Origin of the sequence: Nocardia africana NBRC 100379 (assembly GCF_001612635.1) — a bacterium.
Lineage (GTDB): Bacteria > Actinomycetota > Actinomycetes > Mycobacteriales > Mycobacteriaceae > Nocardia > Nocardia africana.
This window is the reverse complement of the sequence record NZ_BDAV01000020.1, coordinates 29,849-56,508: the sequence shown is the minus strand read 5'-3', so window position 1 is coordinate 56,508 and position 26,660 is coordinate 29,849. Positions and strand designations below refer to the sequence as shown.

Genomic DNA, 26,660 nt, shown 5'->3' with positions numbered 1-26,660 from the left:
TCCGCCGGTCGACGGGTGGAAGCCGCTGCGACGAAGGTCGTTTCGACGGCCGCCGAAAGGCCCTGGCCGGCCAGGACCGCGAGGTGGACCGTCGAACTATGCCGACCTCCTACGACAGATCCGGCCGGAAAGGTGTCGCACGATGACCGGTTCCTACGTGACGCGGACACTGCCGGAGGGCCTGTCGTCGGCCGAAGCGGCTCGGCGGCGGGCTCGCGACGGCGCCAACACCGTGCCGCGGCGGCCGCCGGCGCCGTGGTGGCGACGGGTACTGCGGCAGTTGCGGGACCCGCTGATCCTGGTGCTGCTGGTCGCCGTGGCCCTCACGGTGGCGACCGGGGACTGGACCGATACGGCGGTCATCGCGCTGGTCATCGTGGTCAACACCGCGGTCGGCGTCGGCCAGGAGATCCGTGCCCAGCAAGCCATCTCGGCGCTGGAGCAACTGACCGCGCCGACGGCACGGGTGATCCGTGATCGCGAGCAACGGCGGATACCGGCGGCCGAGGTGGTGGTGGGCGATGTCGTCGTGCTCGGGGAGGGGGACATCGTCGCCGCGGACGCGACGGTCGTCGAGGCCGCCGCCTTGATGGTCGACGAGTCGGCGTTGACCGGGGAATCGCTGCCGGTCGACAAATCCGTGGACGGAGACCACGACCTGTCGGCCGGCACCGTCGTCGTCAAGGGCCGGGGCACCGCGGTGGTCACCGCGATCGGTGCCGCCAGCGCCACCGGCCGCATCGCCGGACTGCTGGACCGCCGGACCGGTCCGACACCGCTGCAACGGCGTCTGGTCGACATCGGGCGCCTGCTGGCGGCGGTCACGGTCGTGCTGTGCGTGGTGGTGTTCGCGCTGGGAATGGTTCGTCATCAACCGCTGGAACTGATGCTGGTGACCGCGATCAGTCTCGCCGTGGCGGCGGTTCCGGAATCGCTGCCGGCGGTGGTCACCCTCGGACTGGCGCTGGGCGCGCGCCGCATGGCGGCCCACCGCGCTCTGGTCCGGACGCTGCCCGCGGTCGAGACGCTGGGTTCGGTCACCGTACTGGCGACCGACAAGACGGGAACGCTCACCGAGGGCCGGATGGTCGTCGGAGATATCTGGACGGTGGCGCCGCGGTTGTCACGGGACGATCCGGCGGTGGTCGAACTGCTGGCGGCCGGTGTGTTGTGCAACGACGCGCAGTTCGTCGCACCCACCTCCGGGACGGACGAGACAGCGGTGCTGGGCGACCCGACCGAAGCCGCATTGCTCTGTGCCGCAACCGATGCCGGCATCGATGAGCGGGAGTTGCGAAGTCGATCGCCGCGCGTCTCGGAACTGCCGTTCGACAGCGATCGCAAGCGCATGACGACCGTGCACCGCCTACCGGACGGGACCTACCGCACCGTGTGCAAGGGCGCACCGGAAGCCGTTGTGCGCGAGGCACTGGTCGATGCCGGCCCGGCGCTGCGTGCCGAGGCGCTCGACCATGCGGCCGCGTTCGCCGGTCAGGGGTATCGAGTGCTGGCGGTCGCCGCGGCGGATTCTCCGGATGCCCCCGGCGAGGATCCCGAGCACGACCTGCACCTGCTCGGCCTGGTCGCGATTCTGGATCCGCCGCGGGAGGAGGCCGCCGCGACGGTGGCGGCCTGTCGCCGCGCCGGGATCCGTCCCATCCTGATCACCGGCGATCATCCCGGCACCGCCGCAGCCGTCGCCACCGGCCTGGGCATTCTGGCGCGGGGCGAGGCCGCCGTCGACGCGCGGGGCGCGAGCGACGCCGAACTGGGCAGCGCCGCGGTGTTCGCGCGGGCGACACCCGACCGCAAACTCGACATCATCACCACGCTGCAGGCCGGCGGCCAGATCGTCGCGATGACGGGGGACGGGGTCAACGACGGGCCGGCGCTGCGGCGCGCCGATATCGGCGTGGCGATGGGCGGGCGCGGGACCGAGGTGGCGCGGCAGGCCGCGGACCTGGTCTTGGCCGACGACAACCTGGACACGCTGGTGGTCGCCGTCGAAGAGGGCCGTCGCGTCTACGCCAATATCCGGCGGTTCCTGATCTACGGCCTCTCCGGTGGGGCGACGGAAATCGCGGTCATGCTGTTCGGCCCGCTGTTCGGACTCGCGCTGCCGCTGCTGGCGGCCCAGATCCTGTGGGTCAATCTGCTCACCCACGGCCTCACCGGGGTCGCCCTCGGCGGTGAACCGGCCGACCCGGCGATCATGCGGCGCGCGCCGCGCCCGCCCGCGCAGAGCATTCTCGGCGCGGGCCTGTGGCAGCGGATTCCGCGCATCGCGTTCGTGCTCACGGTGGTCACGCTCGCGGTGGCGGTGTGGGCCCACCACACCGATCGGCCCTGGCAGACGATGGCGTTCTTCACCTTGGGGGTGACCCAGCTCGGTGTGGCGCTGGGGTCGCGCACGCGCCCGTGGTCGACGGCCAATCCGCTGTTGCCGGTGGCGATCGCGGTCTCGTTCGCGCTGCAGGTCGCCGCGGTGTATGTGCCGCTCTTGCAGCGGTTGCTGGAGACCGAGGCGCTGAGCTTCACCGATCTGCTGGTGGTCAGCGGACTCTCGGTGTTCGGGTACGCCGCCGTCCGGATGGATCGTTTCCTGCACCCGGGATCGGAGCGTGAAGCCGGCGCCGGTTCCAGCCGGAGTGGCGTCACCGGCCGGTGATCGTCAGAACCTCGTCGACGGGGCGGCGCGGGGTCGAGGGCGGGCTCGGTTCGTCCGTCGGCGAGTTGCCGATGCGGACCAGGACCTGTGGGAAATCCTGATGGGGCAGCAGCGCGGCGAGGGCCCGGCGACCCGCCGGCACCTCCGTGATGTGGGTGACCGGGCAGGTTCCCAATCCGGCGGCGGTGCATTCGAGCAGCACCGCCGACAGCGCCTCGCCGGCTCGGAGCCAGTACTCTCGCGAATCCTCCGGAGAGCTGATCGCGACGAGCCGGGCGTGATCGAGACGACCGGGCCGGCGCTCCGAATGCGGGCCCGCGGGGAACGCTCGGGCCACATCGACTCGCGCGAGTTCGGCGTCGGAGATCAGACCGCTGGCCGGAACACCCTCGGATGCCTCGAAATTTCCTGCCCACCAATGTAATTCGTCCTGATACATCCAGTCGTCGCGGCGAGCCTCCGAGGCGGCGCGCGAGATCGCGGCCACCCGGGCACGGATGTCGTCGGCGAATTCGTGGAAATCGAGCCCGTGCGGGGTGACGAGACCGCGCAGCCTCGGCGCCATGTGCTCCCAGTGCCTCGGCGCGTCCATCGGCAGCCGGTCGGTGTATCGGTGGGTGATGGCCGCCGCGCGGTGCGGGATTCCGTTCGGTGGATCGGACCAGGGACGGAAGTCCAGGATCGCCATGAGGTCCGGCCGCTGCGGATCGGGCATCCGCAGGATATCGGTATGCCAGTCGCGGGCGGCGAGCGCCGTCCGGGCGTGGTGTAGCACCGTGCCGCAGCTGATCACCTGCTCGCGGCCGTGCGGATCGGCGCCGGGCAGGACGCGATCGGGATCGGAGTACAGGAGCAGCCGATGCCGGTCGAATGTCCAGCGCCAGGGTTGAGTGTTGTGGACCGAGGGTGCTCGCTGCGCCAGCTCGACCACTGCCGCGACCGTCCGGTCGTCGGGCGTGTCGACGATTGTCGAGTGCTTTGCCGTGGTCATGGTGTTCAGTCTCACAACCACGAGGCGATCCGAATACGGGCGTTGATCCCGGCAAGTGGGGCCGATGGTCACCGGCGCGCCGGGCTACTCCGCCGGAGTCCTCGAATGCAGTTTGGTGGCGTAGACGGCCGCCTGGGTGCGGCGCTGCATGCCGAGTTTGGCCAGCAGCCGCGAGACGTAGTTCTTGACGGTCTTCTCTGCGAGGAACATGCGGTCGGCGATCTCGCGATTGGTGAGGCCCTCGCCGAGCAGATCGAGCAGTTTGCGTTCCTGCTCGGTCAGCGTCGCCAGCGGACCGTCGGGCTCGGTGCCGTGGCGCAACTGCTCCATCAGTGCGGCGGCGGCGCGGTTGTCCAGCAGTGATTTACCGGCGCCGACGTCCTTCACGGCACGGGCCAGCTCCATGCCTTTGATGTCCTTGACCACATAACCGCTGGCACCGGCCAGAATCGCGTCGAGCATCGCGTGCTCGTCGGTGAAGGAGGTGAGGATCAGGCAGCGCAGGCCGTCGACCTTGGACAGCAGCTCCCGGCACAGTTCTATGCCGTTTCCGTCGGGCAGGCGGACATCGAGCACCGCGACATCGGGGCGCAGCGCGGGGATGCGAGCGAGGGCCTGGGATACCGAACCCGCCTCGCCGACGACCGACAACTCCGGGTCGCCGTCGAGCAGATCGCTCAGCCCGCGACGGACGATTTCGTGGTCGTCGACCAGGAACACCTTGATCATGGCGAGTGCGTCCAATCGGAGTAGCGATGAATGTACTCACCATAATCGTCCGGATCGGTGCCTCGGCATGGACGAAAGTCCCTTTCCTGGTTGCTGGACCTACGCGTCGCCGGGGACCGTCGCGGCCGTCCCGTTGAGTTCGCTGCCGAGCATCACCGCGCGCAGCGGCTCCGGCACCACCGCGAGGACGTGGTCGAGGTGTCCCGGGGAGAACACATCGGACAGCGCGATCGTCACCGCGCCGATCAACGCCACCGCCTCGTCGGCGGACACGCCCGCCTCCCGGGCGAAGGCCTCGACGAAGGAGGTGACGTCGTGGTGCACCGGCACATGGGCGGGCACCCAGCCCTCGTAGAAGATGCCGCGCAGCAATTCGGGCAGTTGAGCGCTGAAATGCGCGGCCACGGGAACGTCGAGGCGGTCACGCACGGTATGCAGCCAGGCGCGCAGCGCACGCAACGCGAAGGTGCGGTCCTCGGTGGCCAGCCGGTCGGCGACGGTTCGCAACCACGTGTGGGCGGTGTTCAGAGCGGGCGCGAACGGATCATCGTGATAGGTCATGGTTGTCGGCTTTCGGCGAGAGGGTCGGTGGCGCCGGCGGTCCGGGGATATCCGGTGCGCCGACGAGACGGATACCGGTCACGATGGTGGGTTCGATCTCGACGACCGTATCCATGGTCGCCGCGATCCACGGGCGCAGCAGTCGCTCGTATCGCGCGACGCGGTGCGGATCGGCGACCGGGCGCGCCAGACCGGTCACCACGACCGACCAGCCGGTGTGGGTGCCGGGGTCGATCTCGTCGGCTTCGTAGGCGACGACCACGCCGGCATCCGCGCGGATCGCCGAGGTGAGCCGGGACGTGAGCCGGGTCCGTACCACGACGCGCCCGTCGGCTTCGACGAAATGGTTGACCGGGCGAATGGCCGGCAATGCGTCGCGGGTGAAAACAACTCGGCCGTAAGCGATTCCGGCCAGCAGCCGCATCGCCTCGGCACGGTCGAGGGCGACCGTGGAGGCGGGTGCGCCGTCGTCGGTGCGGTCGGGCGGTATCACGATGCGGTACCTCTCGGGAGCTGAGCATCCGGTCTGTCCATGCCACCACCGCGCGGGCGGTGCCGGTAGGGGCGAAGGTCCACCACTGCGAGGCCTTCGCGGATCATCGCCGCGAGGTGATGAATCCGTAGTGACCGTCGTAGCGGTGATAAAACACGCAGCCGCGGTCGAGTTCGCGATCACGGTAGAAGAGGAACGGTGAACCGCTCAGCTGCAGCCGGGTCAGGGCCTCCGCACGGTCCAGAACGGGGGCCGGGGCCTCGTCGACGGTGAGCGGCAGATTCGCCGCGTCGGCGGGCACCGCGCGCTCGTCGAGCCGGGTCAACCGATAGTGACCGCTGGTGGTACGCGCGAGCACGCTCTCGGTATTCGCGCCGGATTCGATGAACAGCCAGAAGTCGTAATCCATCAGCGCCATATCGGCCGCGGCCTCCGCCGCGGTGCGGTCGAGCAGATGAAAACACTTGGTGCGCACGATCTTCCGTTGCGCGACCGGGCGGAGGTAGAGCAGTGTGGCGGCCGGTGGTTCACATCGCTGCCGCGGTGCCGCTGCACCGCCGATCGGCATGCGCAGCCGAGCGCGTGTCCGCGTCTGCAGCAGATCCACCGCGACGCGCGCCGTCGCACCCGTCACCTGCACTCGCAACGGGCGCGCGGCGACGATGTCCGCCTGTGCCACGAACGGATTCGCCAGCGCCGACTCGCGGTGGTCGGCCAGGCGGACTCGGATCGACGCCACCGGTGACGGTGCATTGCGCGCGGCGTCGCCGATGCGCCGCCGCGCGTACTCGCCGAACATGCTGGGGACTCGGTCACCGAGCCGGATGTCGACAATGGGCAGGTCGTACCGGGGGCCCTGGTCGTCGGATTCGGTGCGGCGTGCGGTGCCGTCCCGAGCGTCCGGCGCGGTGCTCGCGAAGTTCATGGTCACGCTCCTTCGCGTCGATACCACCGCATCACCGGCGCTCGGGACAGGGCCGAAGGTCACCGGCCCGCCTCGTGTTCGTCCGCGCTGTCAGGCGCCGGCGGCGGGTTCGGTGGTGTCCGGCGGCCCGGAGTACGGACTCTGCACCGCCGCGAACGCCGGAGTGGAGGCCAGTGTGACCAACGCCTCGAACAGTTGCTTCCCCTGCTGTGGGTCGGGAATCTTCGTCAGGACCGGCCCGGAGAATCCGCGGCCGTCGATCACGACGATGGGGCTCCCGTTCCGGGCTCCGAGCGCCTGCTGGCTATGTCGATGCGCGTCGGCGACGGACTCGTCCAGAGTCATGTCCTCCGCGTCGGCGGCCAGGGTGGGGTCCATGCCGGCGCGGGTGAGCAGGGTTCGCATCGTCTCGTCGGTGATCGATTCCCGGCGCGTGTGCGCCACGGTGCCGAACTCGCGATACAGCCGGGTGAACCCCTCGACGCCGTACAGTCGCGTCGCGGCAGCGAAGACCCGCCCGATCCGCCGGGATCGCTCGAGCATCGGGCGGTGATCGGCGTCTACCTCGTGCCCCTCGTTGAGGACGGCGAGACTCATCTGCCGCAGGGTGACGCGAGCACCGGCGTCCGCGGCCGCCGTCTGCAGCCAGCGGGCGGTCACCCAGCTGAACGGGCAGACCGGGTCCACGTACAGGGCTATATCCGTCATGTCGTCTCCTTTCGCATCCATGGCCGGTGTACCCGCGTGTGGTCGAGCGCACCTTTGCGTCCTGTATACCCCCTGGGGTATGTTGGCCGCTATACGAAATATACCCCCTGGGGTATCGAAGGGAGGCGTGATGACCGAATCGCAGGTTGTGTCACCGCCGGCGGCCACCACGCGGGGCCCCGGCGGGATGCTGGGCAGACTGGGGGCCGCCATGGCCGGCCACACCCGGATCGTGTTCGGGGTGTGGCTGCTGGTGCTGGTGGCGCTCGGCGCCGCGGCGCCGAGCGTGTTCAATTCCCTCGCGGGCGCCGGCTGGCAGGCGAACGGGTCGGATTCGGTGCGGGTGCGCGAGCTGGCGCAACAGCACTTCGGCGGCAATTCGTCGGCGGCGGTGCAGGTCGTGGTGCACTCCGACACCCGGACCGTCGAGAGTCCCGACGTGCAATCGGTGCTCGGCCGGATGACCGCGATCTTCGCCGGGGATTCCCGATTCGGCGAGGTGGTGGCGCCCCAGCCGGGGATGTCGATCAGCCCCGACGGGCACACCGGCATCCTCATCGCCGGCGCCGCGGCCTCGACCGATGACATGGTGAAGGCGGTCGATGCCCACAAGGAGGCGCTGACGGCGTTGTCCGGCAACGGAATCGAGGTCTATCCCACCGGCGCGTCGGCGCTGTGGAGCGACTTCAACAAGGCCAATCACGATGCGATGCTGAAGGCCGAGATGTTCTCCTGGCCGGTGACCCTCGCCATCATGGTGGTCGCCTTCGGATCGCTGGTGGCGGCCGGACTGCCGTTGCTGCTCACCCTGGCCGGCTTGATCGCCTCGGCCGGTGGGCTGGTGCTGCTCAACCACGTGACGCCGATTTCGGTGTGGGCCATGAACTTCGCGATGATGTTCGCCCTGGCGCTGGGAATCGACTACGCCCTGTTCATCGTCGCCCGTTTCCGCGGCGCGCTCGCGGCGAGTTCCGATCCACGCGCGGCGGTCGCCGAGACCATGAGCACGGCGGGCAAGGCCGTGGTGCTGTCCGGGCTCACGGTGCTGGTGAGCTTGTCCGCCGTGCTGATCGTGCCGGCTCCCGCGGTGCGGACGATGGCCGTCGGGATCATGTTCGCCGTGGCGTTCGTGCTGCTGGCGACGCTGACCCTGTTGCCCGCGGCGCTGGGAGCGCTGGGCAACCGGATCAATGCCGGGTCGCTGCCTCGGATCGGCCGCCAGCATCACCGCTCACCGCGGTTCGCGGCTTGGGGCCGGATTCTGCACGACCGTCCGTGGCCGTTCGCGATCGCCGCACTGCTGGTCCTGGTCGCGCTGGCGATCCCGGTGACCGGATTGAAGGTCGCGATGCCGTCGATCCAGGTCGTGCCCTCGGACGCGCCGGTTCGTCAGGGTTACGAACTGGTGCAGGCGCAGATGGGCGAAGGTGCTCCCGGGATGTTGCAGATCATCGCGCCCGCAACGGAATCCGGCGCGGTGGCCGATGCCGCCTCGTCGGTCGAGGGCATCGCGATGGTCACCCCGCCGCAACTCGCCCGCGACGGCAGCGGGCTGGCGATGATGCAGGCGCTGCCGAACGTCGACCCGTCCGACGCGCGGATGAGCACGATCCTCGATCACCTGCGAGACCGGCTACCGGCCGGAGCGCTGGTCGGCGGTGCGCCCGCGGAGAATCTGGATCTGCAACACGCCCTGAACCACTACTTCCCGATCATCGTGGGAATCATCCTGGTGCTCGGCTTCGCCCTGCTGCTGGTGGCGTTGCAGGCTCCGCTGATCGCGGCGCTGGGGACGGTGGTGAGTCTGCTGTCGACCGCGGCGGCGTTCGGAGTGGCGAAACTGATCTTCCAGGACGGGCACGGCGCGGGACTGCTCGGTTTCACCCCGCAGGGATTCCTCGACGGCTGGGGCCCGGTGTTCTTCTTCGCGATGATCTTCGCCATCGCGATGGACTACACGGTATTCCTGCTGGCGACGGCGAAGGAGCACTACGAGCGCTCCGGCGATCCGAGTCACGCCCTGGTGGACGGACTGGCCCATTCGGGCCGGGTGATCTTCGCCGCCGCGGCGGTCATGGTGGCGGTGTTCTTCACCTTCTCGCTGGCCGATCCGCTGCCGCCGAAGGAGATGGGCATCATCCTCGGTGTGGCCGTGCTGCTGGACGCCGCCGCGGTGCGACTGGTGTTGCTGCCGGTCCTGTTGCGGCTGACCGGGCATCGCGCCTGGGCATCACCACGATGGTTGCGCCGGATACTGCCGTCGATCAGCTTCGCGCATGACTGACACCACAACCCTCCAGCATACCCCCAGGGGTATGCTGGAGGGGTAGGCGACGAGAGGACGGACTAGCCATGGTCGGCAACGAGGAAACGATCGCACAGGTACTCAACCGGTTGCGCCGCGCCCAGGGGCAACTGGGCGGTGTGATCGCCATGATCGAGCAGGGACGCGACTGCAAGGACGTCGTCACCCAGCTCGCGGCGGTATCGCGGGCCCTGGACCGGGCCGGATTCAAGATCGTCGCGACCGGCCTGCGCGAATGCCTCACCGGCGAGAGCGCCGACGGCGCCGAACCGATGAGCGAAGCCGAACTCGAGAAACTGTTTCTCGCCCTCGCCTGAAACGCGAAGGCGCCCAACCGATCCGGAAGTGAACGCATGCCGAACCTACCTCGCCACCAAGGCTGGTCCATCGCCCGCGTCGTACCGCTGCTGGCCGGCACCATCGTGCTGATCAGTGTGGTCGCGGCCGCGGCATGGTCGGGCTGGTGGCTCGTTCTCACCGGGCTCGTCGGCGCGAATCTGCTGCTGTACGGCGTGGCGGGCTGGTGCCCGGCGACCCTGCTGCTGCGGCGGCTGGGCCTGCCGGCCACCGCCGGCTGCGCCGTCTCACGAACCTGACCCCACCATCGAAAGGAAAGTGGGCGACCATGAATCTGGCGATTTCCACCACACTGCACACCGACCGCTTCGACGACGCCGTGGAACGGACGCGGGCCGCACTGGCCGAGCAGGGTTTCGGAGTGCTGACCGAGATCGATATGGCCGCGACCCTGAAGGCCAAACTCGGCGAGGACATGGAGGACTATCTCATCCTCGGGGCGTGCAACCCGCCGCTGGCACATCGCGCGGTCGGCGTCGACCGCCGCATCGGATTGTTGTTGCCCTGCAACGTGATCGTGCGACGTGACCCCGACGACGCGGGCGCCGTCATCGTCGAAGCGATGGATCCCGAGGTCATGGTGCAGGTCACCGGCGAAGCCGAACTGCAACCGATCGCGACCGAGGCCGCAGCGAAACTCCGCGGCGCCATCGACGCTCTCACCGCGGCCTGACGGCGTCCGCTCGGCGACCACGCACTCGGACGATCAGAAGTCTCGGAGCGACGGGTCCAGAACGGACCAATCGAAGGTCCCGTTCGTGATGCTGCGCGACAGCGTCGTCAGGGCCATCTCGTGCCGGCGGGCGTGTGCTCGGAGCAGAGCGGCGGCACGGTCGGTATCGATATCCAGCCGTCCGGCCGCGATGCCGACGGCGTGCTCGTACCGCACGCGGTCGTCGAAGGCGGCGAGAACGCGCCCGGCCAGCATGTCCGATCGGGCCTCGTCGCTGTCCTGGCACAGGGACAGAGTCGTCAGATCGGCCACCGTCTGCACCACCGCGCAGTGGTCCTCGCCGAATTCCGTGGGCTCGCTGTAGAACAGCGCCAGACTGCCGACCGGCCGGGTGCCCAACATCATGGGCGCCGCGCAGATCGCCCGGTAACCGACGGCCGGCGCATCCCGGCACAGGGCCGGCCACGTGTCGTCGTCGGCGACGTTCTCGACGGCGACCATCCGCATCGACGACATACTGCGGCTCCACGGGCCGTCGCCGGTGTGATCTTCGAGCAGCCGGACCAGATCCCGGTGCTCCTCGGGTGCCGTGAGGACCCGGACGACGCGGCGCGGGTCTACGACGACCACCGCCGTGGCGGCCGCGTTCAGCACGTCGGAGCACAGGCGGGTGACCATCGGCAGCGTGTCCGCGAAGCGGGCGTCGCGGACCAGGTCGGCGGTGATCCGCGCCAGCGGGCGGACCAGCCGTTGCACCGCGGCGCTCTGCTCGGTCACAGGCGTAAGCTTACGATCCTGTCGCGGGGGTGGGGAGTCACCGGTCATTCGCTCGCTCCGTCGAGATCGACGCGTCGTTCCAGGACACTGCGCGCCACGTCGAGCAGCGGACTGTTCGTCGCGAAGGCGAACGCCCGCAGGCGCAGAAACGCCTCGTCCAGCGCGATGCCCATCCGCGCGGCGACCATTCCGGTCGCCATATTCACGTCGCGATGTGTGGTCGCGATCGGCACCCCTCCCGGCTCCTGCGCCACGAGACCTTCCAGCAGGGTGTAACTGATCAGATCGGCGAGCAACGCCGCGTCGATCTCGGCGCGCGCGGGCACATAGCCGGGGTCGCATCGATACAGGTCCAGGGCGCCGATCCGCATGCCGCCGACCCGCAGAGGTAATGCGACGACCGCGCACAAACCGAGCCGGGCCACCTCGTTCGCATACATGGGCCACCGCTCGAAATCTCGCGTCCCCGCACTCGCGCGCACCGTGTGCCCGGTGATGAACGCCGTGAAACCGGGACCTTCGCCGAGCACCATCTGGACGTCCTCGATCTGTTCGGCGACCGCATCGCTGCAACCGATCACCTCGACGACCGCGCCGGCGGAATGCAGTGCGACCGCGGCCGAATCGACCCCCACCAGCACGTCGCGGCATGCCACACAGACTTGGTATCCCCAATCGTCGGCGCGGCGCGGGCGGCCGATCGCGGCCACCGCCGCCTCCAGCCGGCCCCCCGATCGCTCGTCCACTGGTACTTCCTGGCTCTCCACCACACTGTTCGCGCTGACGAATCGAAGCTTCCGGGCTCGGTGTGCGCCGGCCGTGCCTGTGCCCCCGAGACTAGTCACCCGGCGCCGCGGTGCCGACCGTTCTCCCGCGCCGATTCCCTTTCGATGACCGAAGCCTCCGTTCGATGGCCGCTGCCCGGGACCAAGGACTCTTCGTCCGCGGGCGCGACCCGTTATCTTCGGGGCATGAATCTCGAGGCGCCGGCCGATCTGAGCCGCCGGCTCGGTCTCGGCGACGCGGTGGTGATCGGGCTCGGTTCGATGATCGGGGCTGGCATCTTCGCCGCGCTCGGCCCGGCCGCCGCGGCGGCCGGATCGGGATTGCTGATCGGCCTGGCGGTCGCGGCCGTCGTCGCCTACTGCAACGCCACCTCCTCGGCCCGGCTGGCCGCGCGCTATCCCGCCTCCGGCGGAACCTACGTCTACGGCCGGGAACGCCTGGGGGAGTTCTGGGGGTATCTCGCCGGGTGGGGCTTCGTCGTCGGCAAGACCGCCTCGTGTGCGGCGATGGCCCTCACGGCCGGTGCCTACGCCTGGCCCGATCACGCGCACGCGGTGGCCGTCGCGGCGGTGGTCGCGCTCACCGCGGTGAACTACCGGGGCGTGCAGAAGTCGGCGCTGCTGACCCGGATCGTCGTCGCGCTGGTGCTGGCCGTGCTGGCCGCGGTCGTCGTCGCGGCCTGCGCCGGCTCCGCCGCCGACGCCGGCCGGCTGGCGATCGGCTCCGACACGTCGGTTCGGGGGATTCTGCAGGCCGCCGGACTGTTGTTCTTCGCGTTCGCCGGCTACGCCCGCATCGCCACCCTCGGTGCCGAGGTCCGCGACCCCGCGCGCATCATTCCGCGGGCGATCCCGCTGGCGCTCGGTGTCACCCTGGTCGTGTACGCGGTCGTCGCCGTCGCGGCGCTGCTGGTGCTCGGCCCGCACGAATTGGCTTCGGCCACAGCGCCGCTGGCCGATACGGTGCGCGTGGCGGGCCGGCCCGAGCTGGTGCCCGTGGTGCGCGCCGGGGCGGCCGTGGCCGCGCTCGGCTCACTGCTGGCATTGATCCTCGGGGTTTCGCGCACCACCTTCGCCATGGCCCGGGATGGGCATCTGCCGCAACGGCTGGCCGCGGTGCATCCGCGTTTCGCCGTCCCGCATCGAGCCGAACTGGTGATCGGTGCGGTCGTGGCGGTGATCGCCGCGACCGCCGATATCCGCGGCGCGATCGGGTTCTCGTCCTTCGCCGTGCTCGGGTACTACGCCGTCGCGAACGCCTCGGCCTGGACGCTGACCCCGGCGGAAGGCAGACCGCCGCGGGTGGTTCCGGTGGTCGGCGCCGCCGGCTGCGCGGTGCTGGCCTGCACGCTCCCGCTCACATCGGTGGTCTCGGGAGTGGTCGTGCTGGTGATCGGTGCGGCGATCTACTCCGCCCGACGTTTTCGCGCCCGGTAGCGCCGCACCGGGGCCATCGGTCAGCCGGCGCCGTCGGCGACGCGCAGGATCTCGTGCAGCGGCAGGCGCGGCGTGGGTTCCGGGTGCGGTTGGTTCTCCGGAGCCCGCCCGACGCGAATCAGCACCTGGGGGAACGCATTCCGGTCGATCAGCCGCGTGACGACATTGCGGCTGCGTGGAACCTCCGTGAGATGGGTGAGCGGACAGGTGGCGTAGCCGGCCAGGGTGCATTCGAGCAGAACGGTGGACAGCACGCGGCCGCAGGCCAGCCATTCGGCGGGGCTGTCGCCGTAGGTCGACAGCACGAGGATCTTCGAGCGGTCGGCGCGCACCTCGGTGCGGCGCGGTTCGCCGGTGACGGTGGGCAACCTCCGCCCGACGTCGACGCGTCCGCGTTCCTCCTCGCTCACCAACGCTTCGCGGGGGACTCCGGTGTCGGCCACCACATGCCCTGTCCACCAATGTAATTCGGCGTGATAGTCGGCATCGTAGCGGCGCACCGAGGCGGTCAGCTCCGACGCCCGGGCCAGTTCGGGCCGACTGTCGTCGGGCAGGACGTCGACGATGGTGTCCTCGGGATCGAACAGCGTGCGCAGGACGGTCTCGAACGGCTCCCAGCCCTCCGGTTCGTCGAACGGGAGCCGGTCGGTGTACCGGCGTGCCATGGCGTCGGCGCGTTCGCGGTCACCGTCGGTGATGTACGGCGAGGGCTCGAAGCGCACATCGGCGAGGTGGGTGCGGTCGTTGGGATTCGGGAAGGTAGCCACCATCGTGCGCCACCCGTGGGCGGCCATCGCCGCACGCAGGTGGTCGAGCACGATGCCGCAGCTGATCACCAGCTGTCGGCCGGTGCTGTCGGTGGTCGGCAGCATGCGCTCGTGCACGCTGAACAGCCGCAGCTGCGCACCGTCGAACGTCCACCGCCACGGCTGGCTGTTGTGCAGCGACGGCGCACGGCCGGCCATCCGGACCGCTGTCTCGACGACGTCGCGTGAGGGCACTGTGTTCATACGTCGACGGTAGGTTCGGGCCGCGCGCGGCGGAGGGGCCGTTGGTCCCGAGGTGCCGCGACCATGGTCCGCGGCGCGGGCATCACGGCTGCCCGCCCTCGCCGCCGAGCACGCACCGCTCGAGCAGTAGCCGGCGCTCGGCGGCGGCCACCGTGCGGCGGGCGTTGCGGACCGCGTCCGGGGCGACCGAAATCGAGGTGATCCCCGCCGCGACGAGATGTTCGGCGAACTCGGGCCGGGTGGACGGGGCCTGCCCGCACAGCGACGACGTGATGCCCAGCTCGCGCGCGGAGGTCACGATGCGCCGGATGGCATGCAGGACAGCCGGATCCGATTCGTCGAACAGTTCGGCGCACTCCTCGGAATCGCGATCCACACCGAGGATCAGCTGGGTGAGATCGTTGCTCCCGATCGACACCCCGTCGATCCCGAGCCGCACGTACTCGGGCAGCCAGTGCACCACCGACGGCACCTCCGCCATGATCCACCGGTGCATACCCCGGTCGTGGCCCAGCGGCGACGCGTCCACCAGTTCCAGGCAGGCGGCCAGCTCCCAGCGGGTGCGCACGAACGGAATCATCAGATGCAGATTCGGGGTGTATTCGCGCACGCGGGCCAGTGCCGCCAGTTCGAGCCGGAACACGTCCGGTTCGTGGATGTAGCGGTAGCAGCCGCGATACCCGATCATCGGGTTGCGTTCGTTCGGCTCGAACCCCTCACCGCCGGTGAGTGTGCGGAATTCGTTGCTGCGCAAATCGGTTGCGCGGTAGACGACCGGCCGCGGGGCGAAGGCCACGGCGATGCGGCGCAGGGATTCGGCCAGGGCGGCGACGAATCCGTTCTCGTCGCCGGCGGCGATCACCGCGCGGGGATGGCGGCCGCCCAGCGCGCGCGTCAACAGGGTTTCCGCGCGCAGCAGGCCGACGCCGTCGACATCGGAATCCGCGACGCGCTCGGCGATGTCGGGCAGGGCGAGATTGACATAGATTTTCGTCCCGGTGGTCTCGGTCACCGACACCGCCGCCGGCGCGGTGGCCGGCGCGGAGACCGCCGCGCCCGCCCCGGCCTGTTCGGCGGGACTGTCCGCGCGAATCCGGCCGGCCCTGGCGTCCACGACGATGCGCTGCCCGTCGTGCAGGGAGGTGGTGGCGGTCCGCGCGCCGACGATGCAGGGGATGCCCAGCTCGCGGGCAACGATCGCCGCGTGACAGGTCATCCCGCCGCTGTCGGTGACCAAGGCCGCCGCCCGCGAAATCGTCGGCAGCCAGTCCGGATTCGTCATCGGCGCGACCAGGACCTCGCCGTCGCGCAATGCCGATCCCTCGGCGGGTGAGTGCAGGATGCGCACCGCGCCGCGGGCTCGGCCGGGAGCGGCCGGGAGGCCCTGTAGCAACACGGCGGCAGGCGCCGGTTCCGGTGCGGCCGAGGGCGTGTCGTCGGGCAGTGTGGTGATCGGCCGCGACTGCACCAGCCACAGCCGCCGGTCGTCGAAGGCCCACTCGACGTCCTGCGGACTGCCGTAGTGCTGCTGCACCTCGAGCGCGAGGCGCGCGACCGCGGTGGCCTCGTCGGTGGTCAGCACCGGCCGATGCGATTCGTCGTCCGGGATGTCGACGCGGCGGTCACCGTCCTCGCCGGCGAAGATCGCGAAACGTTGTGTGCCTCTGCGTGATTCCGTCAGAGTCGGCCCCTCCGCGGCGAACACGTAGGTGTCGGGTTCGACCGCGCCGGAGACGACCACCTCACCCTGTCCGCGTGCGGCGTCGATGACGATCCGGTCCCGCCTGCCGGTGGTCGGGTCGGCGGTGAACGCCACGCCCGCGCACCGGACGGTGACCATCTCCTGCACGACCACCGCCATCTCCGGCCGCCGGTCCATGCCGCGGCGGGCGCGGTAGGTGAGCACGCGCGGGGTGAACAGGGAGGCCCAGCATTGCCGGACCGCCTCGAGAAGTTCGGCGTCGCCGCGAACATTGGTGCGCGAGAGGTTCATTCCGGCGAAGGAGGCATCGGCGCTGTCCTCGCCGACCGCCGAGGACCGGACCGCGACGCGGACCCGGTCGCCGAGGCGGTGGTACGCGCCGACGATCGCCTCCTCGATCGCCCCGTCGATCCGGGTCTCGTGCACCAGCTCGCGCATGCGCGCACACAATCGGTCGAGCTCGCCGCGGCCCGCGTCGTCGGTGGCGGCGGCGCTGCGCAGCGCCTCGGCGTGCAGGGAGTCGATCTCGGGCCCGTGCGGTCCGTCGGCGACGGCGGTCTCGTAGGTCGATCGCAGGATCACGAATCCCGGCGGCACCGGGAGCTCGGCGGCGACCATCTCACCGAGATTGGCCCCCTTCCCGCCCACCTGGCCGGCATCGCTGAGCCGAATATCGTTCAGATTTGCCACATAATCGCCCATCACGGCTCCGATCTGCTGAAAGTGTCTCGATGCCCAGACTCGCGCGTCGCGCCGGCCGGGAACATGGCCGAAGGTCCTCGATCCGGTGAGCGCAACGCCCACCATCGCGGATCACAGCCCGCTGGGGAAGGTGTCCGGTGTGCTCGCGGCGGTCCATCGGTGCGGCGGTTCCAGCGGCCGCAGGGCGGTGGTCCGGTCGATGTGGATGATCGCGTCGTAGCGGTCGGCCGGCCGCGCGTGGAAGTAGTGGCTGTGCCGCTCGGTGGTCGGCTGATAGATCACGCCGATGGCGCGTTCGAGCCGGGGTTCGCGCAGCAGTTCGGTGGCGGCGCCGGCGGTATCGGTGCGGATCAGGAAGCCGGCGCGTCCGGTGTCGTGCAACAACTCCTCGACGCTGCTGCGCAGTGCGGGGCGCACGACCTTGCACTCGGCCTCGCCCTCCCACTCGCCCGCCGCGGTCACCGTGCCGTGGCTCGTGGTGAAACCGATTGTGCGGCAGTCCGTTCCGTGCCGTTCGCGGACGAGCTGTCCCAGTGACAGCTGGCCCTCGGCTCCCATCTCCGTCGCGCGGGCGTCCCCGATATGGGAATTGTGCGCCCAGACCACCACTCGCGCGGGAGTGCCGTCGCGCCCCAGATGGGCGGCCAGCGCGTCGAGGGTGTCGGCCATGTGTTCGTCGCGCAGATTCCACGACGAGACCCGATCGCCGAACATCGCCCGGTAGTAGGCCTCGGCATTGCGGACCGTCCACGCGTTGCGCAACGCGTCGAACGAGGCCTCGCCGTCGCCGGCCTGTCTATGCGCCGGGGCGTTGCGCTGCAGGTCGACCAGTTGGCGCACCACCTCGGCCTGACACGAGTGTCCCGCACCGAATGCGGCGCCGAACCCGTAGGCCTGCCCGTCGTGGTCGCTGGTGCGATCGAAACAGGCGTAGCGACGCTCGGCGCGCTGCGCGGCGGCGGGATCGACCTGCCGCAGATAGTCGATCACATGCCGCATCGAACGGTGCATGCTGTAGAGGTCGAGCCCGTAGAACCCGGCCTGCGGCGCGCCGACCCGGCGCTGGTAGTCGTTGTGCAGCCGCAACCAGCCCACGAAATCGCGGACCACGGTATTGCGCCACATCCAGGTGGGGAAGCGTTCGAACCCGCGCAGCGCGAGGGTGGGCGAGGAGTCGTCGATGCCGCGGACGAAGCGGTCGACGAGGTAGGTGTCGGGCCAGTCCGCCTCGGCGGCGACCGCGGTGAACCCCTTCTCCGAGATGAGCCAGCGCGTGATGGCCGCGCGGGCGGTATAGAACTCGTGGGTGCCGTGCGAGCTCTCACCGATCAGGACGAACCGGGCATCACCGATGAACTCGTCCAGCACGTCGTGCGGCGGCACGCCTTCCGGAGCTTCGATCGCGGCCGCATCGATCACCGCGGCGGGATCGGTGCCGGTGGCGGTGGGCGGCGCGTCGGCTGTCGGGGTCGTCAGCAGCTGCCGCACCTCCTCGTCACCGACCTGGGTGAAATCCCAGAACGACTCACCGACCGCGAGGAACGGCGACGGCATGGTGGCACAGACCATTTCGTCCACCAGCGCGTCGAACTCGCGGCAGGTCGATTCGGGGGCGGCCGGGACCGCGACCACGATGCGGCCGGGCTCACCCGCGCGAATCGCTTCCACCGCGGCGAACATCGTGGCCCCCGTCGCCAGGCCGTCGTCGACGAGGATCACCGTCCGGCCCGCGATCGGCGCCGGCGGCCGGTCACCGCGGTAGGTGTGTTCCCGCCGTGCCAGCTCCGCCGCCTCTTCTCGCGCGACGGATCGGATCTGTTCGGCGGTCACGTGCAGTCCGCGGACCGCGTCGTCGTTGACCACGATCCGGCCGTCGGGTGCGACGGCACCGATGGCGAACTCCGGACGTCCCGGCGCGCCGAGTTTGCGGACCACGAGTGTGTCCAGGCGCGCGTGCAGGGCGGCGGCGACCTCCCAGGCCACCGGCATCCCGCCGCGGGCGAGGCCGAGGACGACGACGCCGGGGTGGTCGCGATAGTGCTCGAGGAGTCCGGCCAGCACACGACCGGCCTCGCGGCGGTCGCGGAAGATCGGCTGCGAGGAATCACGCAGGACAGGTGCTGCCGTCATGGCTGTGTCCTCCGGGAGTGAGGAGTGGTGACCGGCGGATGGGAGGCGGGCGCGGATCCCGGTGTCCCGGCGGCGTTGCCGAGGGGCAGGCCGAGCGCGGAGCGGTCGCAGGCGGTCGCGAGATCGGTCGCGGTGACGACCCCGGTCAGCCGTCCGGCCGGGTCGACCACCGCGATCGCATCGAGTTTGGGGCGGAGCACGACCCGGGTGGCGACGTCGGCGAGCCGATCGTCGCGGCCGGCGATCGCGGCTGTCCGTAAGGGGCGCGCGACCGAACGCAGCATCGTCGTATCGCGAGCCGGCACGGCGGTCGCGGTGAGATCCGACCACGCGACGACACCGATCGGATGGCCGGCCGCGTCGACGACCGGAAATATGCTGTGCCCGGTGTGCGGGGCGTTGGAGGCCAGCAGTTGCGTGATCGTCCAGTCGCCCGGCACCGCCATCGGATTCGCGGTCATCACCTCGCGCACCGTGGTGTCTCCCAGCCGATGCCGCAGTCCCGCTACGGCGAGTTCGCTGTTGGCGGCGGTCTGCAGGAACCACCCCAGCAGCATCAGCCACAGCCCGCCGAACTGGCGGAACACGATGATGTCGACGGCGCCCAGCACGACGAGCACGGTGCCGAGCAACCGGCCGCCGCGCGCGGCCACGGTGGTGGCGCGCAGCCGGTCGCCGGTCCGCCACCAGACGAGAGCCCGCACCACCCGGCCACCGTCGAGCGGCGCGCCGGGAAGCAGATTGAACAGTCCCAGAACGATATTCGTGGCGGCGAGCCAGGCGAGCGCCGCGGTGACGGCGCTGCCGGGCCGTCCGCTGTCCACGGCCCCCGCGACGACGGCGAACAGTCCGCCCAGCACCAGACTCGTCGCCGGACCGGCGATCGCGATCCGGAAATCGCTGCGCGCGTCCGGCGGTTCATCGCCGAGTTCGGACGCCCCGCCCAGCAGCCACAGCACGATGCGCTCGACCCGCACCCCGTGGCGTCGCGCGACGATCGAATGGGCCAGCTCGTGCGCGGTCAGGGAGGCGAACAGCGTCAGCGCGGCGAGTGCGGCGACGGACCAGGTGAAGGCCGGACTGCCGCTGTCGCGCAGCTGCACGCCGAGCAGCCAGACGAACAGCGCCACGGTGACCAGCACCGACCAGTGCGCGCCGATGCGGATACCCGCCACCCGGCCCAAAGGGATTGTCTCGTGCAACATTCGGCCACCTCGCTCCCGGTGTCATCACACCGGCCCACGCAACATTTCGGGTCGTCGTGCGCCCGCCCGGGGCACACGCCGAGGCGCGCCGATGCGTCGACCCGGCGATCGGCCCGCCTACCGCCAGTCTGTGCCGGTGCCGGCCCGTGGGGGAGGGGCGAGATTCCCGGCGTCCCGGGACCAATGTCCCTCGTGGACGCCGAGCACATCCGGACCGCTGCCGGAAGCTCCGGTGTGGGGACCGACGGCCGCTCTGTGAGGTCTTTCGCCCCTGTCACCGGCCGGTCGCGCCGATCACGCTGGATCGCGGACGCGGAGAAGACCCGCGCGGAGGAGAGGTTCGGGATGGATATGCAATCGCCGATGATGCAAGCACTGCACGCCGTGATGATGTGGCTGCACCAGATGGGAATATGCCCGATGCAGATGCCGATGTGACCGGCGAGAAAGTGAGGAAGTACCGCGATGATGATGTGGTACGGAAACGGCGCCGGCGGCTGGGGTTACGGCTTGATGTTCGCGGGCATGGTGATCTTCTGGATGCTGGTGGTGGTGGCGATCGTCGCCGTGCTGCGCTACCTCGCCCGGCCCGACGCCGTCTCCTCCGACCGCGGCCGCCCCGGGCCGTCCCCGCAGCAGATCCTCGCCGAACGTTTCGCCCGTGGTGAGATAGACGACGAGGAGTACACCCGTCGAATGCGGACGCTCGATCGCTAGCCGGTCCGGCGCCGGCAGGCGACCGTCGAATCCAGGGAGCTGCCGTGGCGCGCGAGTTACCGTTCCGATCGTTGTACCGGCACGGGTTCGTGCGCGTCGGTGTCGCCGTGCCGTCGGTGCGGGTGGCCGATCCCGAATACAACGCCGAGCAGACCCTGGTGCTCGCGCGGCAGGCCGCCGCCGATTCCGTGGTGCTCACGCTGTTTCCGGAACTCGGCCTCTCCGGCTACACCGCCGAGGACCTGTTCCACCAGGAGGCGCTCGACGACGCGGTGCGGGCGGCCGTGGACCGCGTGGTCGCCGAGAGCGCGGACATCGACAGCGTGCTGGTCGTCGGGGCTCCGCTGCGGGTGCGGGAGCGACTGTTCAACTGCGCGTTGATCATCGACCGCGGCCGCGTTCTGGGGGTCGTGCCGAAGAGCTACCTGCCGAATTTCCAGGAGTTCTACGAGAAGCGGCAATTCTCCGCGGCCCGCGACGCCGTCGACGACCACACCGTCGTCGCCGGGCAGCGGGTGCCCTTCGGCGCCGAGTTGCTGTTCGAGGCGGTGAATCTGCCCGGTTTCGTGCTGGCGGTGGAGATCTGCCAGGACGCGTGGGTTCCGTTGCCGCCCAACGTCTTCGCCGCGCTGGCGGGCGCCACCGTGCTGACGAATCTGTCGGCGAGCAATATCGTCGTCGGCAAGGCGGACTATCGCAGGGAACTGTGTGTGTCGACCTCGGCGCGCAATATCGCGGCCTATCTGTACACCGCGGCCGGACAGGGCGAGTCCACCACGGATATGGCGTGGGACGGTCAGGCGCTGATCTGTGAGAACGGCAACCTGCTGGCCGAAAGCGAACGCTTCGCCGCCGACCCGCAACTGGTCACCGCCGATATCGATCTGCAGCGGCTGGCCGCGGACCGGTTGCGGCTCAACAGCTTCACCGACAACACCCACGATCACCGCGAGCGCGTCGCCCGGTTCCGGCGCCTGGAATTCGAGGCGCCGATTCCGGCCGGCGCACCACCGCTGCGGCGCGAGATCCCGCGCTTTCCCTACGTCCCGGCCGATCCCGGCAGCCGTAACCGGCGCTGTGCCGAGGTCCATCACATCCAGGTCGCCGGGCTCGCCACGCGGCTGGCCGCGACCGGATCCCAGCACCTGGTGATCGGCGTGTCCGGCGGCCTCGATTCCACTCTCGCGCTCATCGTCGCGGCGCAGACCATGGATCGGCTGGGTCTGCCGCGGTCGAATGTGCTCGCCTACACCATGCCCGGCTTCGCCACGAGCACGCGGACGCTCGAGAACGCGCGCCGGCTGATGCGCGCGGTCGGGGCGACCGCCGGTGAGATCGATATCCGGCCCTCGGCGACGCAGATGCTGCGCGATCTGGGGCATCCGGCGGCCGACGGTGCGCCCGTCTACGACATCACCTACGAGAACGTGCAGGCCGGGGAGCGCACCTCGCATCTGTTCCGCCTCGCGAACATGCATCACGGCATGGTCGTCGGGACCGGCGATTTGAGCGAATTGGCCTTGGGCTGGTGCACTTTCGGCGTCGGCGACCATATGGCGCACTACAGCGTGAACGCCTCGGTGCCCAAGACGCTGATCAAATATCTGATCGCCTGGACCGCCGACCGCGGTGAGCTCGGCCCGGAGGCGAGCGCGGTGCTGCACTCGGTCCTCGAAACCGAGATCTCACCGGAGCTGGTGCCCGGCGCGGCGCTGCAGAGTTCGGAGGCCACCGTGGGCCCGTACGAATTGCAGGACTTCCACCTCTATCACCTGCTGCGGTTCGGATTCCGGCCCAGCCGCATCGCCTACCTCGCCGAGCACGCCTGGGGTGACCGCACCCGCGGCGGCTGGCCCGACCTGATCCCCGAGGATCAGCGCCACGAATACGATCTCGCCACGATCAAGCACTGGCTGGCCGAATTCCTGCGCCGCTTCGTGCAGACCAGCCAGTTCAAACGATCGACCCTGCCGAACGCGCCCAAGGTCGGGTCCGGCGGATCGCTGTCGCCGCGCGGGGACTGGCGCGCGCCCAGCGACGCTCCCGCCGCGGCCTGGCTGGACGAACTGGCGCGCAACGTCCCCGGCTGAACAGCCGCGGACGGTCGAAGGTCCCCTGCTCGGAGGGACCTTCGTCGTCGGATGTGGAGGTCGGTCCCGGGCCGGACGTCCCGGACCTCGATTCGATTGGGCCTTTCCGCCGATGGCCTCCGATACTGCGCCGATAGCGGGCGGCAGACCACGATAGAAGTGTCGAGAGAACCGGCGACGACGAGGTCGCCGCATCGGCAGAAGTCGGCCACAACGGTGTGGGTGATTCGTCGGGGATGATCATTCGGGGGTGATCGGCAGTATCGGATAACGACCGATTCGCGGCTCCCGAAGGAGGTGAGCCGCGAATCGCGTTGCCGGAGGCCGGTTTTCGTACCATAGCGCACGGCGGGACGTCGGCGGCTCCGTGGGTCACCCGATGGTCTCGTCGGCCTTGCGATGCAGCCACTCCGACAGTGGTGCCGTCGGAGCGCCGACGGCACCCGCGGTGGGGCCCGGGCCCGGAACCGTTTCGGCGTGGGTGATCTCGTCGACGGTGAGCGCCAATGCCGTCACCGTCCGCTCCTCGGCCGCATCGGCGAATCCGCCGGTGATCACGGCGTGCCCGCCGTCGACCCGGATCGTCCACTGGCGGCGGCTGCCGGCGTAGTCGTCGAGCAGGGCACGCACCTTCGCTTCCACCGCGGCGTCGTCGCGCATCAGGGTGCGCAGCAGGTCCCGGCGTGCCACGATGCCGACCAGAACGCCCGCTTCGACCACCGGCATCGAACGCAACCTCCTGGTGAGCATGCGCGCGGCAACGGTCGCGAGGTCGGTCCCGGGCTCGATCACCTCCGCGGGGGTGGTCATCGCCGCCCCGACGGTCGCGTCCGGACTCGTCGCCGAGAGCGCGTCCGATTCCGACAGCATGCCGATGACGTGCCCGTCCTCGTCGACGACCGGCAGGGCTGCGAAGCCGCGCTCGGTGAGTAGCGAAATTGCCTGGGGCAGAGCGGTTTCCGTTTGGACGGTGACCACGGGACGGCTGAGAATGTCGCGAGCGTACATGGCAGAACCTCCTGCATCGATCGTGGTTCGGGCCCGGAACGCACACCAGGGACCGTCGGCTCACATCCCTGGACGAAGGTCCCGCATCGGGCGCGGCGCCGGATGCGGGCCCCGCGGCGGAGATGAGGACTTTCGGCCGCATCGCGGCATCGGCGGTCGTCTCTACCGTGAGAACAACGGCCGAGCATCTCGCGGGCCGTCGCACGGAAGGAAGGGCGCCATGACCCCCGATCACGCCTCCGACATCCGCCATTCCGCCGCGGCCGCGGTCGTGGCCGGTGTCGACGGTTCCCGGCACGCCGATCTCGCGGTGGACTGGGCCGCGGGTATGGCCGCGCAGCGCGGACGGGAGCTGCGCATCGTGCACGCGCTGGACTTGAGCCGGCTGCGGCTCGGTATCGGTTCGCTCGATTCTCCTGCGGCCGCCGTGCTTTCCGCAGCTCGTGAACGCGGTGCGGCGTTGGTCGAACGGTCGGCGCAGCGGGTCCGGGCGATGCTGCCGGGGCTGCGGATCTCGACCGAGGTCGTCGACCGTGACCCCGCCAGGGCGCTGGTGAACGCCAGTGCGTCGGCCTACGCGGTGGTGCTCGCGGCCCACGGCACGCACCGGCTGCCCGGCCACTTCGGGTCCACGATGTCGGCGGTGGCCGCGCACGCGAGCGGGCCGGTGCTGGTGGTGCGGGCCGATCCGCACGACAAGGACCGCGTACACACCGAAGGTCCCGTCGTGGTCGGCGTCGACGGCGGGCCGGTCAGCGAGGCGGCCATCGGCGCGGCCTTCGAGGAAGCCGCCGAGCGCGAGGCCGAACTCGTCGCCGTGCACGTATGCCATGACGTCTACTACGGGCAGTTCGCCGACGATCCGCACATTCTGTATTCGGCTCGCGAGGTCGAGGTGCGCGAACGCGCCGTGCTGGCCGAACGGCTGGCGGGCTGGCAGGAGAAGTATCCGGAGGTCACCGTGACGCGGCGGGTGTCGCTGGCCGATCCCGGCGCGGTGCTGCTGGAGTCGTCGAAATCCGCGCAACTGCTGGTGGTCGGGAGCCGCGGCCGAGGCGCTGTGCTCGGCGCGCTGGTCGGCTCCACGTCCCATGCCCTGGTGCAGCACGCCTGGTGCCCGGTCATGGTCGTCCATCCGCACCCGTGACGGCGCCCGCGGCCGGTTCTTCGCCAGAGCAGCATTGCCCGCCGGATGCCGCCTTTCGTCACTCGCGGCGGCTACCTTCGCATCTGCCGGTGCCGCGACGACGCGCGCGAGACTGAACCTGCTCGGCAGAACGCCGGCATATTTCGGGAACGGGCCACCACCATGAGCGAATTCGGACCGCTGGACACGGGGTTCATGGAGCTGGAAGACAGCGACCGCCACGTCAACATCGCCATCGCCGCGATCGCGATCGTCGCCGGGCCGGTGCCGAGCCGGGAGCGATTCGAGGAGACCGTGACCCGGTCGCTGGGCCGGAACGAGCGCTTGCGCCAGCGGATGCGGCGCACACCGCTGGATATCACGGCGCCCAGCTGGGAGGACGACCCGGACTTCCGGTTGTCGCGCCACGTCCGGTGGACGGCGCTGCCCGGCCCCCGCGACGAGCACGCGTTACGCGAACTGGTGGGGGAGGAGCTCGCCCGCCGCCTCGATCGCGAACATCCGCTCTGGCAGGTCGTCGTGGTCGACAATCTCGCCGGGGACCGGTGGGCGGTGATCGTCAAGGCGCACCACAGCATGGTCGACGGGATCGCCGGCATCACGGTGTTCGAAAGTCTCTGCGACGAGGAGCCGGAGCCGCCGTCCGAGCTGCCGGTGCCGCCGCCGGACACCACGGTGAACCTGCGGGCCACGGCGCGGACGGTGATCCGATTGCCGTACACCGCATCCCGTTTCGCGGTCCGCACGGCACGCACGCTGGTGCCGGTGCTGCGCGACACCGTGGTCCCCACCGCGACGTCCTCGCTCAACGGCCCGCTGGGCCGCCGGCGCCGGTATGCGGTGGCGCGGACCTCGCTGTCGCAGCTGCACGAGGTCGGCGCCGCGTTCGACGCGACGGTCAACGACGTCGCGGTGGCCGCGCTCGCCGGAGCGTATCGACGCCTGCTGTGCGCGCGCGGCGAAGAACCGCAGGCGGATTCGGTGCGAATCGTGATACCGGTGTCGATGCGCGCGGCCGACGCGAAATACGCGATGGGCAACCGGGTCTCGGTCGTCATCGCCGCCCTGCCGGTCGATGTCGCCGATCCGGTCCATCGCCTGCAGACGGTGCACGAGCGCATCGCCCGCCATCGCGCGCGGGGCGAGGCCGAGGCGGAGGCGTCACTGCTGACGCTGGCCGGCCGGCTTCCCGCCGGTGTGGCGGCGTGGGCGTTCCGGCTGGCCACCCGCTTCCCGCAACGCGGCATCAGCGCGCTCGCGACCAACGTCCCCGGACCTCGCCACCGGCTGAGCATCGCGGGCGGCGAGGTCGAGCAGGTCTGGCCCGGGATCCCGGTGGCCATGCGGCTGCGCACCACGGTCGCGATGTTGAGCTACGCCGGTCAATTCACCTTCGGGATCACCGGCGACTACGACACCACCCCCGATATCGAGCTGATCCCCGCGGCGGTCACCGACGAGATCGAGACGCTGCTGGCCCGCGCTCGCGCCACCGCCTGAACCGGCCGCGCACCCGGAGGGGCAGCGCTCGCGCCGGACA

At 70.2% G+C, this 26,660-nt stretch carries 23 protein-coding genes; 10 read left to right on the top strand and 13 right to left on the bottom strand.

The window, feature by feature from the left end; all coding sequences use genetic code 11:
• The first annotated feature begins 142 nt into the window (after positions 1 to 142).
• Positions 143 to 2,668, top strand: coding sequence for a cation-translocating P-type ATPase (locus NA3_RS30415; protein ID WP_062967514.1), 2,526 nt, complete (start codon positions 143 to 145; stop codon positions 2,666 to 2,668).
• Here NA3_RS30415 and NA3_RS30410 read toward each other — a convergent pair.
• The 6 genes from NA3_RS30410 to NA3_RS30385 form a co-directional block, all read right to left on the bottom strand.
• Positions 2,655 to 3,659 (bottom strand): Acg family FMN-binding oxidoreductase, encoded by a 1,005-nt coding sequence (locus NA3_RS30410; protein WP_062967512.1) that lies wholly within the window; start codon positions 3,657 to 3,659, stop codon positions 2,655 to 2,657. The genes NA3_RS30415 and NA3_RS30410 overlap by 14 nt on opposite strands.
• Before the next feature lie 84 nt (positions 3,660 to 3,743).
• Complete coding sequence (locus tag NA3_RS30405; RefSeq protein WP_030516389.1) at positions 3,744 to 4,388, bottom strand: response regulator; 645 nt, start codon at positions 4,386 to 4,388, stop codon at positions 3,744 to 3,746.
• Between the two features lie 99 nt (positions 4,389 to 4,487).
• The gene (locus NA3_RS30400) at positions 4,488 to 4,949 is read right to left on the bottom strand and encodes a DUF2267 domain-containing protein (protein WP_062967510.1); all 462 of its coding nucleotides are present in this window, start codon (positions 4,947 to 4,949) and stop codon (positions 4,488 to 4,490) included.
• Complete coding sequence (locus NA3_RS30395) at positions 4,933 to 5,442, bottom strand: pyridoxamine 5'-phosphate oxidase family protein (protein WP_267887411.1); 510 nt, start codon at positions 5,440 to 5,442, stop codon at positions 4,933 to 4,935. The genes NA3_RS30400 and NA3_RS30395 overlap by 17 nt, the downstream gene beginning before the upstream one ends.
• A 103-nt stretch (positions 5,443 to 5,545) precedes the next feature.
• A complete protein-coding gene (locus tag NA3_RS30390; RefSeq protein ID WP_062967508.1) occupies positions 5,546 to 6,367 on the bottom strand; it encodes a sigma 54 modulation/S30EA ribosomal C-terminal domain-containing protein in 822 nt (273 codons plus the stop codon).
• A 90-nt stretch (positions 6,368 to 6,457) separates the two neighbouring features.
• Positions 6,458 to 7,075, bottom strand: coding sequence for a mycothiol-dependent nitroreductase Rv2466c family protein (locus tag NA3_RS30385; RefSeq protein ID WP_062967655.1), 618 nt, complete (start codon positions 7,073 to 7,075; stop codon positions 6,458 to 6,460).
• A 130-nt stretch (positions 7,076 to 7,205) separates the two neighbouring features.
• On the opposite strand from NA3_RS30385, the gene NA3_RS30380 reads away from it, so the two are divergent.
• The 4 genes from NA3_RS30380 (at position 7,206) to NA3_RS30365 (ending at position 10,410) form a co-directional block, all read left to right on the top strand.
• Positions 7,206 to 9,359, top strand: coding sequence for an MMPL family transporter (locus NA3_RS30380; protein ID WP_062967506.1), 2,154 nt, complete (start codon positions 7,206 to 7,208; stop codon positions 9,357 to 9,359).
• Positions 9,360 to 9,427: 68 nt separating this feature from the next.
• The gene (locus tag NA3_RS30375; RefSeq protein WP_030516394.1) at positions 9,428 to 9,697 is read left to right on the top strand and encodes a metal-sensitive transcriptional regulator; all 270 of its coding nucleotides are present in this window, start codon (positions 9,428 to 9,430) and stop codon (positions 9,695 to 9,697) included.
• Positions 9,698 to 9,733: 36 nt separating this feature from the next.
• Complete coding sequence (locus NA3_RS30370) at positions 9,734 to 9,976, top strand: YgaP family membrane protein (protein ID WP_062967504.1); 243 nt, start codon at positions 9,734 to 9,736, stop codon at positions 9,974 to 9,976.
• A gap of 29 nt (positions 9,977 to 10,005) precedes the next feature.
• Entirely contained in the window at positions 10,006 to 10,410 is a 405-nt protein-coding gene (locus tag NA3_RS30365; RefSeq protein ID WP_062967502.1) for a DUF302 domain-containing protein, read from the top strand.
• Between the two features lie 33 nt (positions 10,411 to 10,443).
• On the opposite strand, the gene NA3_RS37205 is transcribed toward NA3_RS30365, so the two are convergent.
• Both NA3_RS37205 and NA3_RS37200 read right to left on the bottom strand, forming a co-directional pair.
• The gene (locus NA3_RS37205; RefSeq protein ID WP_062967500.1) at positions 10,444 to 11,187 is read right to left on the bottom strand and encodes a GAF domain-containing protein; all 744 of its coding nucleotides are present in this window, start codon (positions 11,185 to 11,187) and stop codon (positions 10,444 to 10,446) included.
• Positions 11,188 to 11,231: 44 nt separating this feature from the next.
• A complete protein-coding gene (locus NA3_RS37200) occupies positions 11,232 to 11,933 on the bottom strand; it encodes a GAF and ANTAR domain-containing protein (RefSeq protein ID WP_128145295.1) in 702 nt (233 codons plus the stop codon).
• 225 nt (positions 11,934 to 12,158) lie between these two features.
• On the opposite strand from NA3_RS37200, the gene NA3_RS30350 reads away from it, so the two are divergent.
• Positions 12,159 to 13,409, top strand: a complete 1,251-nt coding sequence (locus NA3_RS30350; RefSeq protein ID WP_062967653.1) for an APC family permease — start codon at positions 12,159 to 12,161, stop codon at positions 13,407 to 13,409.
• Positions 13,410 to 13,429: 20 nt separating this feature from the next.
• Here the strand turns inward: NA3_RS30350 and NA3_RS30345 are convergent, their stop codons facing one another.
• From NA3_RS30345 to NA3_RS30330, 4 genes are all read right to left on the bottom strand, one after another.
• Positions 13,430 to 14,419: an Acg family FMN-binding oxidoreductase gene (locus NA3_RS30345; RefSeq protein WP_062967496.1), complete on the bottom strand. Its 990-nt coding sequence runs from the start codon at positions 14,417 to 14,419 to the stop codon at positions 13,430 to 13,432.
• An 82-nt stretch (positions 14,420 to 14,501) separates the two neighbouring features.
• A complete protein-coding gene (gene ppsA / locus NA3_RS30340; RefSeq protein WP_062967494.1) occupies positions 14,502 to 16,823 on the bottom strand; it encodes a phosphoenolpyruvate synthase in 2,322 nt (773 codons plus the stop codon).
• A 111-nt stretch (positions 16,824 to 16,934) separates the two neighbouring features.
• Positions 16,935 to 18,953: an erythromycin esterase family protein gene (locus tag NA3_RS30335; RefSeq protein ID WP_084491998.1), complete on the bottom strand. Its 2,019-nt coding sequence runs from the start codon at positions 18,951 to 18,953 to the stop codon at positions 16,935 to 16,937.
• On the bottom strand, positions 18,950 to 20,158 hold the full coding sequence (locus NA3_RS30330) for a site-2 protease family protein (protein ID WP_062967492.1): 1,209 nt from the start codon (positions 20,156 to 20,158) through the stop codon (positions 18,950 to 18,952). Before NA3_RS30330 ends, NA3_RS30335 begins: the two co-directional genes overlap by 4 nt.
• 465 nt (positions 20,159 to 20,623) lie before the next feature.
• Here NA3_RS30330 and NA3_RS30320 point away from each other — a divergent pair, with 465 nt between their 5' ends.
• Complete coding sequence (locus tag NA3_RS30320) at positions 20,624 to 20,875, top strand: SHOCT domain-containing protein (protein WP_062967487.1); 252 nt, start codon at positions 20,624 to 20,626, stop codon at positions 20,873 to 20,875.
• Between the two features lie 44 nt (positions 20,876 to 20,919).
• Complete coding sequence (locus tag NA3_RS30315) at positions 20,920 to 22,965, top strand: NAD(+) synthase (protein WP_062967485.1); 2,046 nt, start codon at positions 20,920 to 20,922, stop codon at positions 22,963 to 22,965.
• Positions 22,966 to 23,337: 372 nt separating this feature from the next.
• Here the strand turns inward: NA3_RS30315 and NA3_RS30310 are convergent, their stop codons facing one another.
• Positions 23,338 to 23,973, bottom strand: a complete 636-nt coding sequence (locus tag NA3_RS30310) for a CBS domain-containing protein (RefSeq protein ID WP_063917822.1) — start codon at positions 23,971 to 23,973, stop codon at positions 23,338 to 23,340.
• A 220-nt stretch (positions 23,974 to 24,193) separates the two neighbouring features.
• Here NA3_RS30310 and NA3_RS30305 point away from each other — a divergent pair, with 220 nt between their 5' ends.
• Both NA3_RS30305 and NA3_RS30300 read left to right on the top strand, forming a co-directional pair.
• Positions 24,194 to 25,120, top strand: coding sequence for a universal stress protein (locus NA3_RS30305; RefSeq protein WP_062967483.1), 927 nt, complete (start codon positions 24,194 to 24,196; stop codon positions 25,118 to 25,120).
• Between the two features lie 162 nt (positions 25,121 to 25,282).
• Positions 25,283 to 26,620 carry a wax ester/triacylglycerol synthase family O-acyltransferase gene (locus tag NA3_RS30300; protein WP_062967481.1) on the top strand — a complete coding sequence of 446 codons (1,338 nt, stop codon included), beginning with the start codon at positions 25,283 to 25,285 and terminating at the stop codon, positions 26,618 to 26,620.
• Positions 26,621 to 26,660 lie beyond the last annotated feature (40 nt).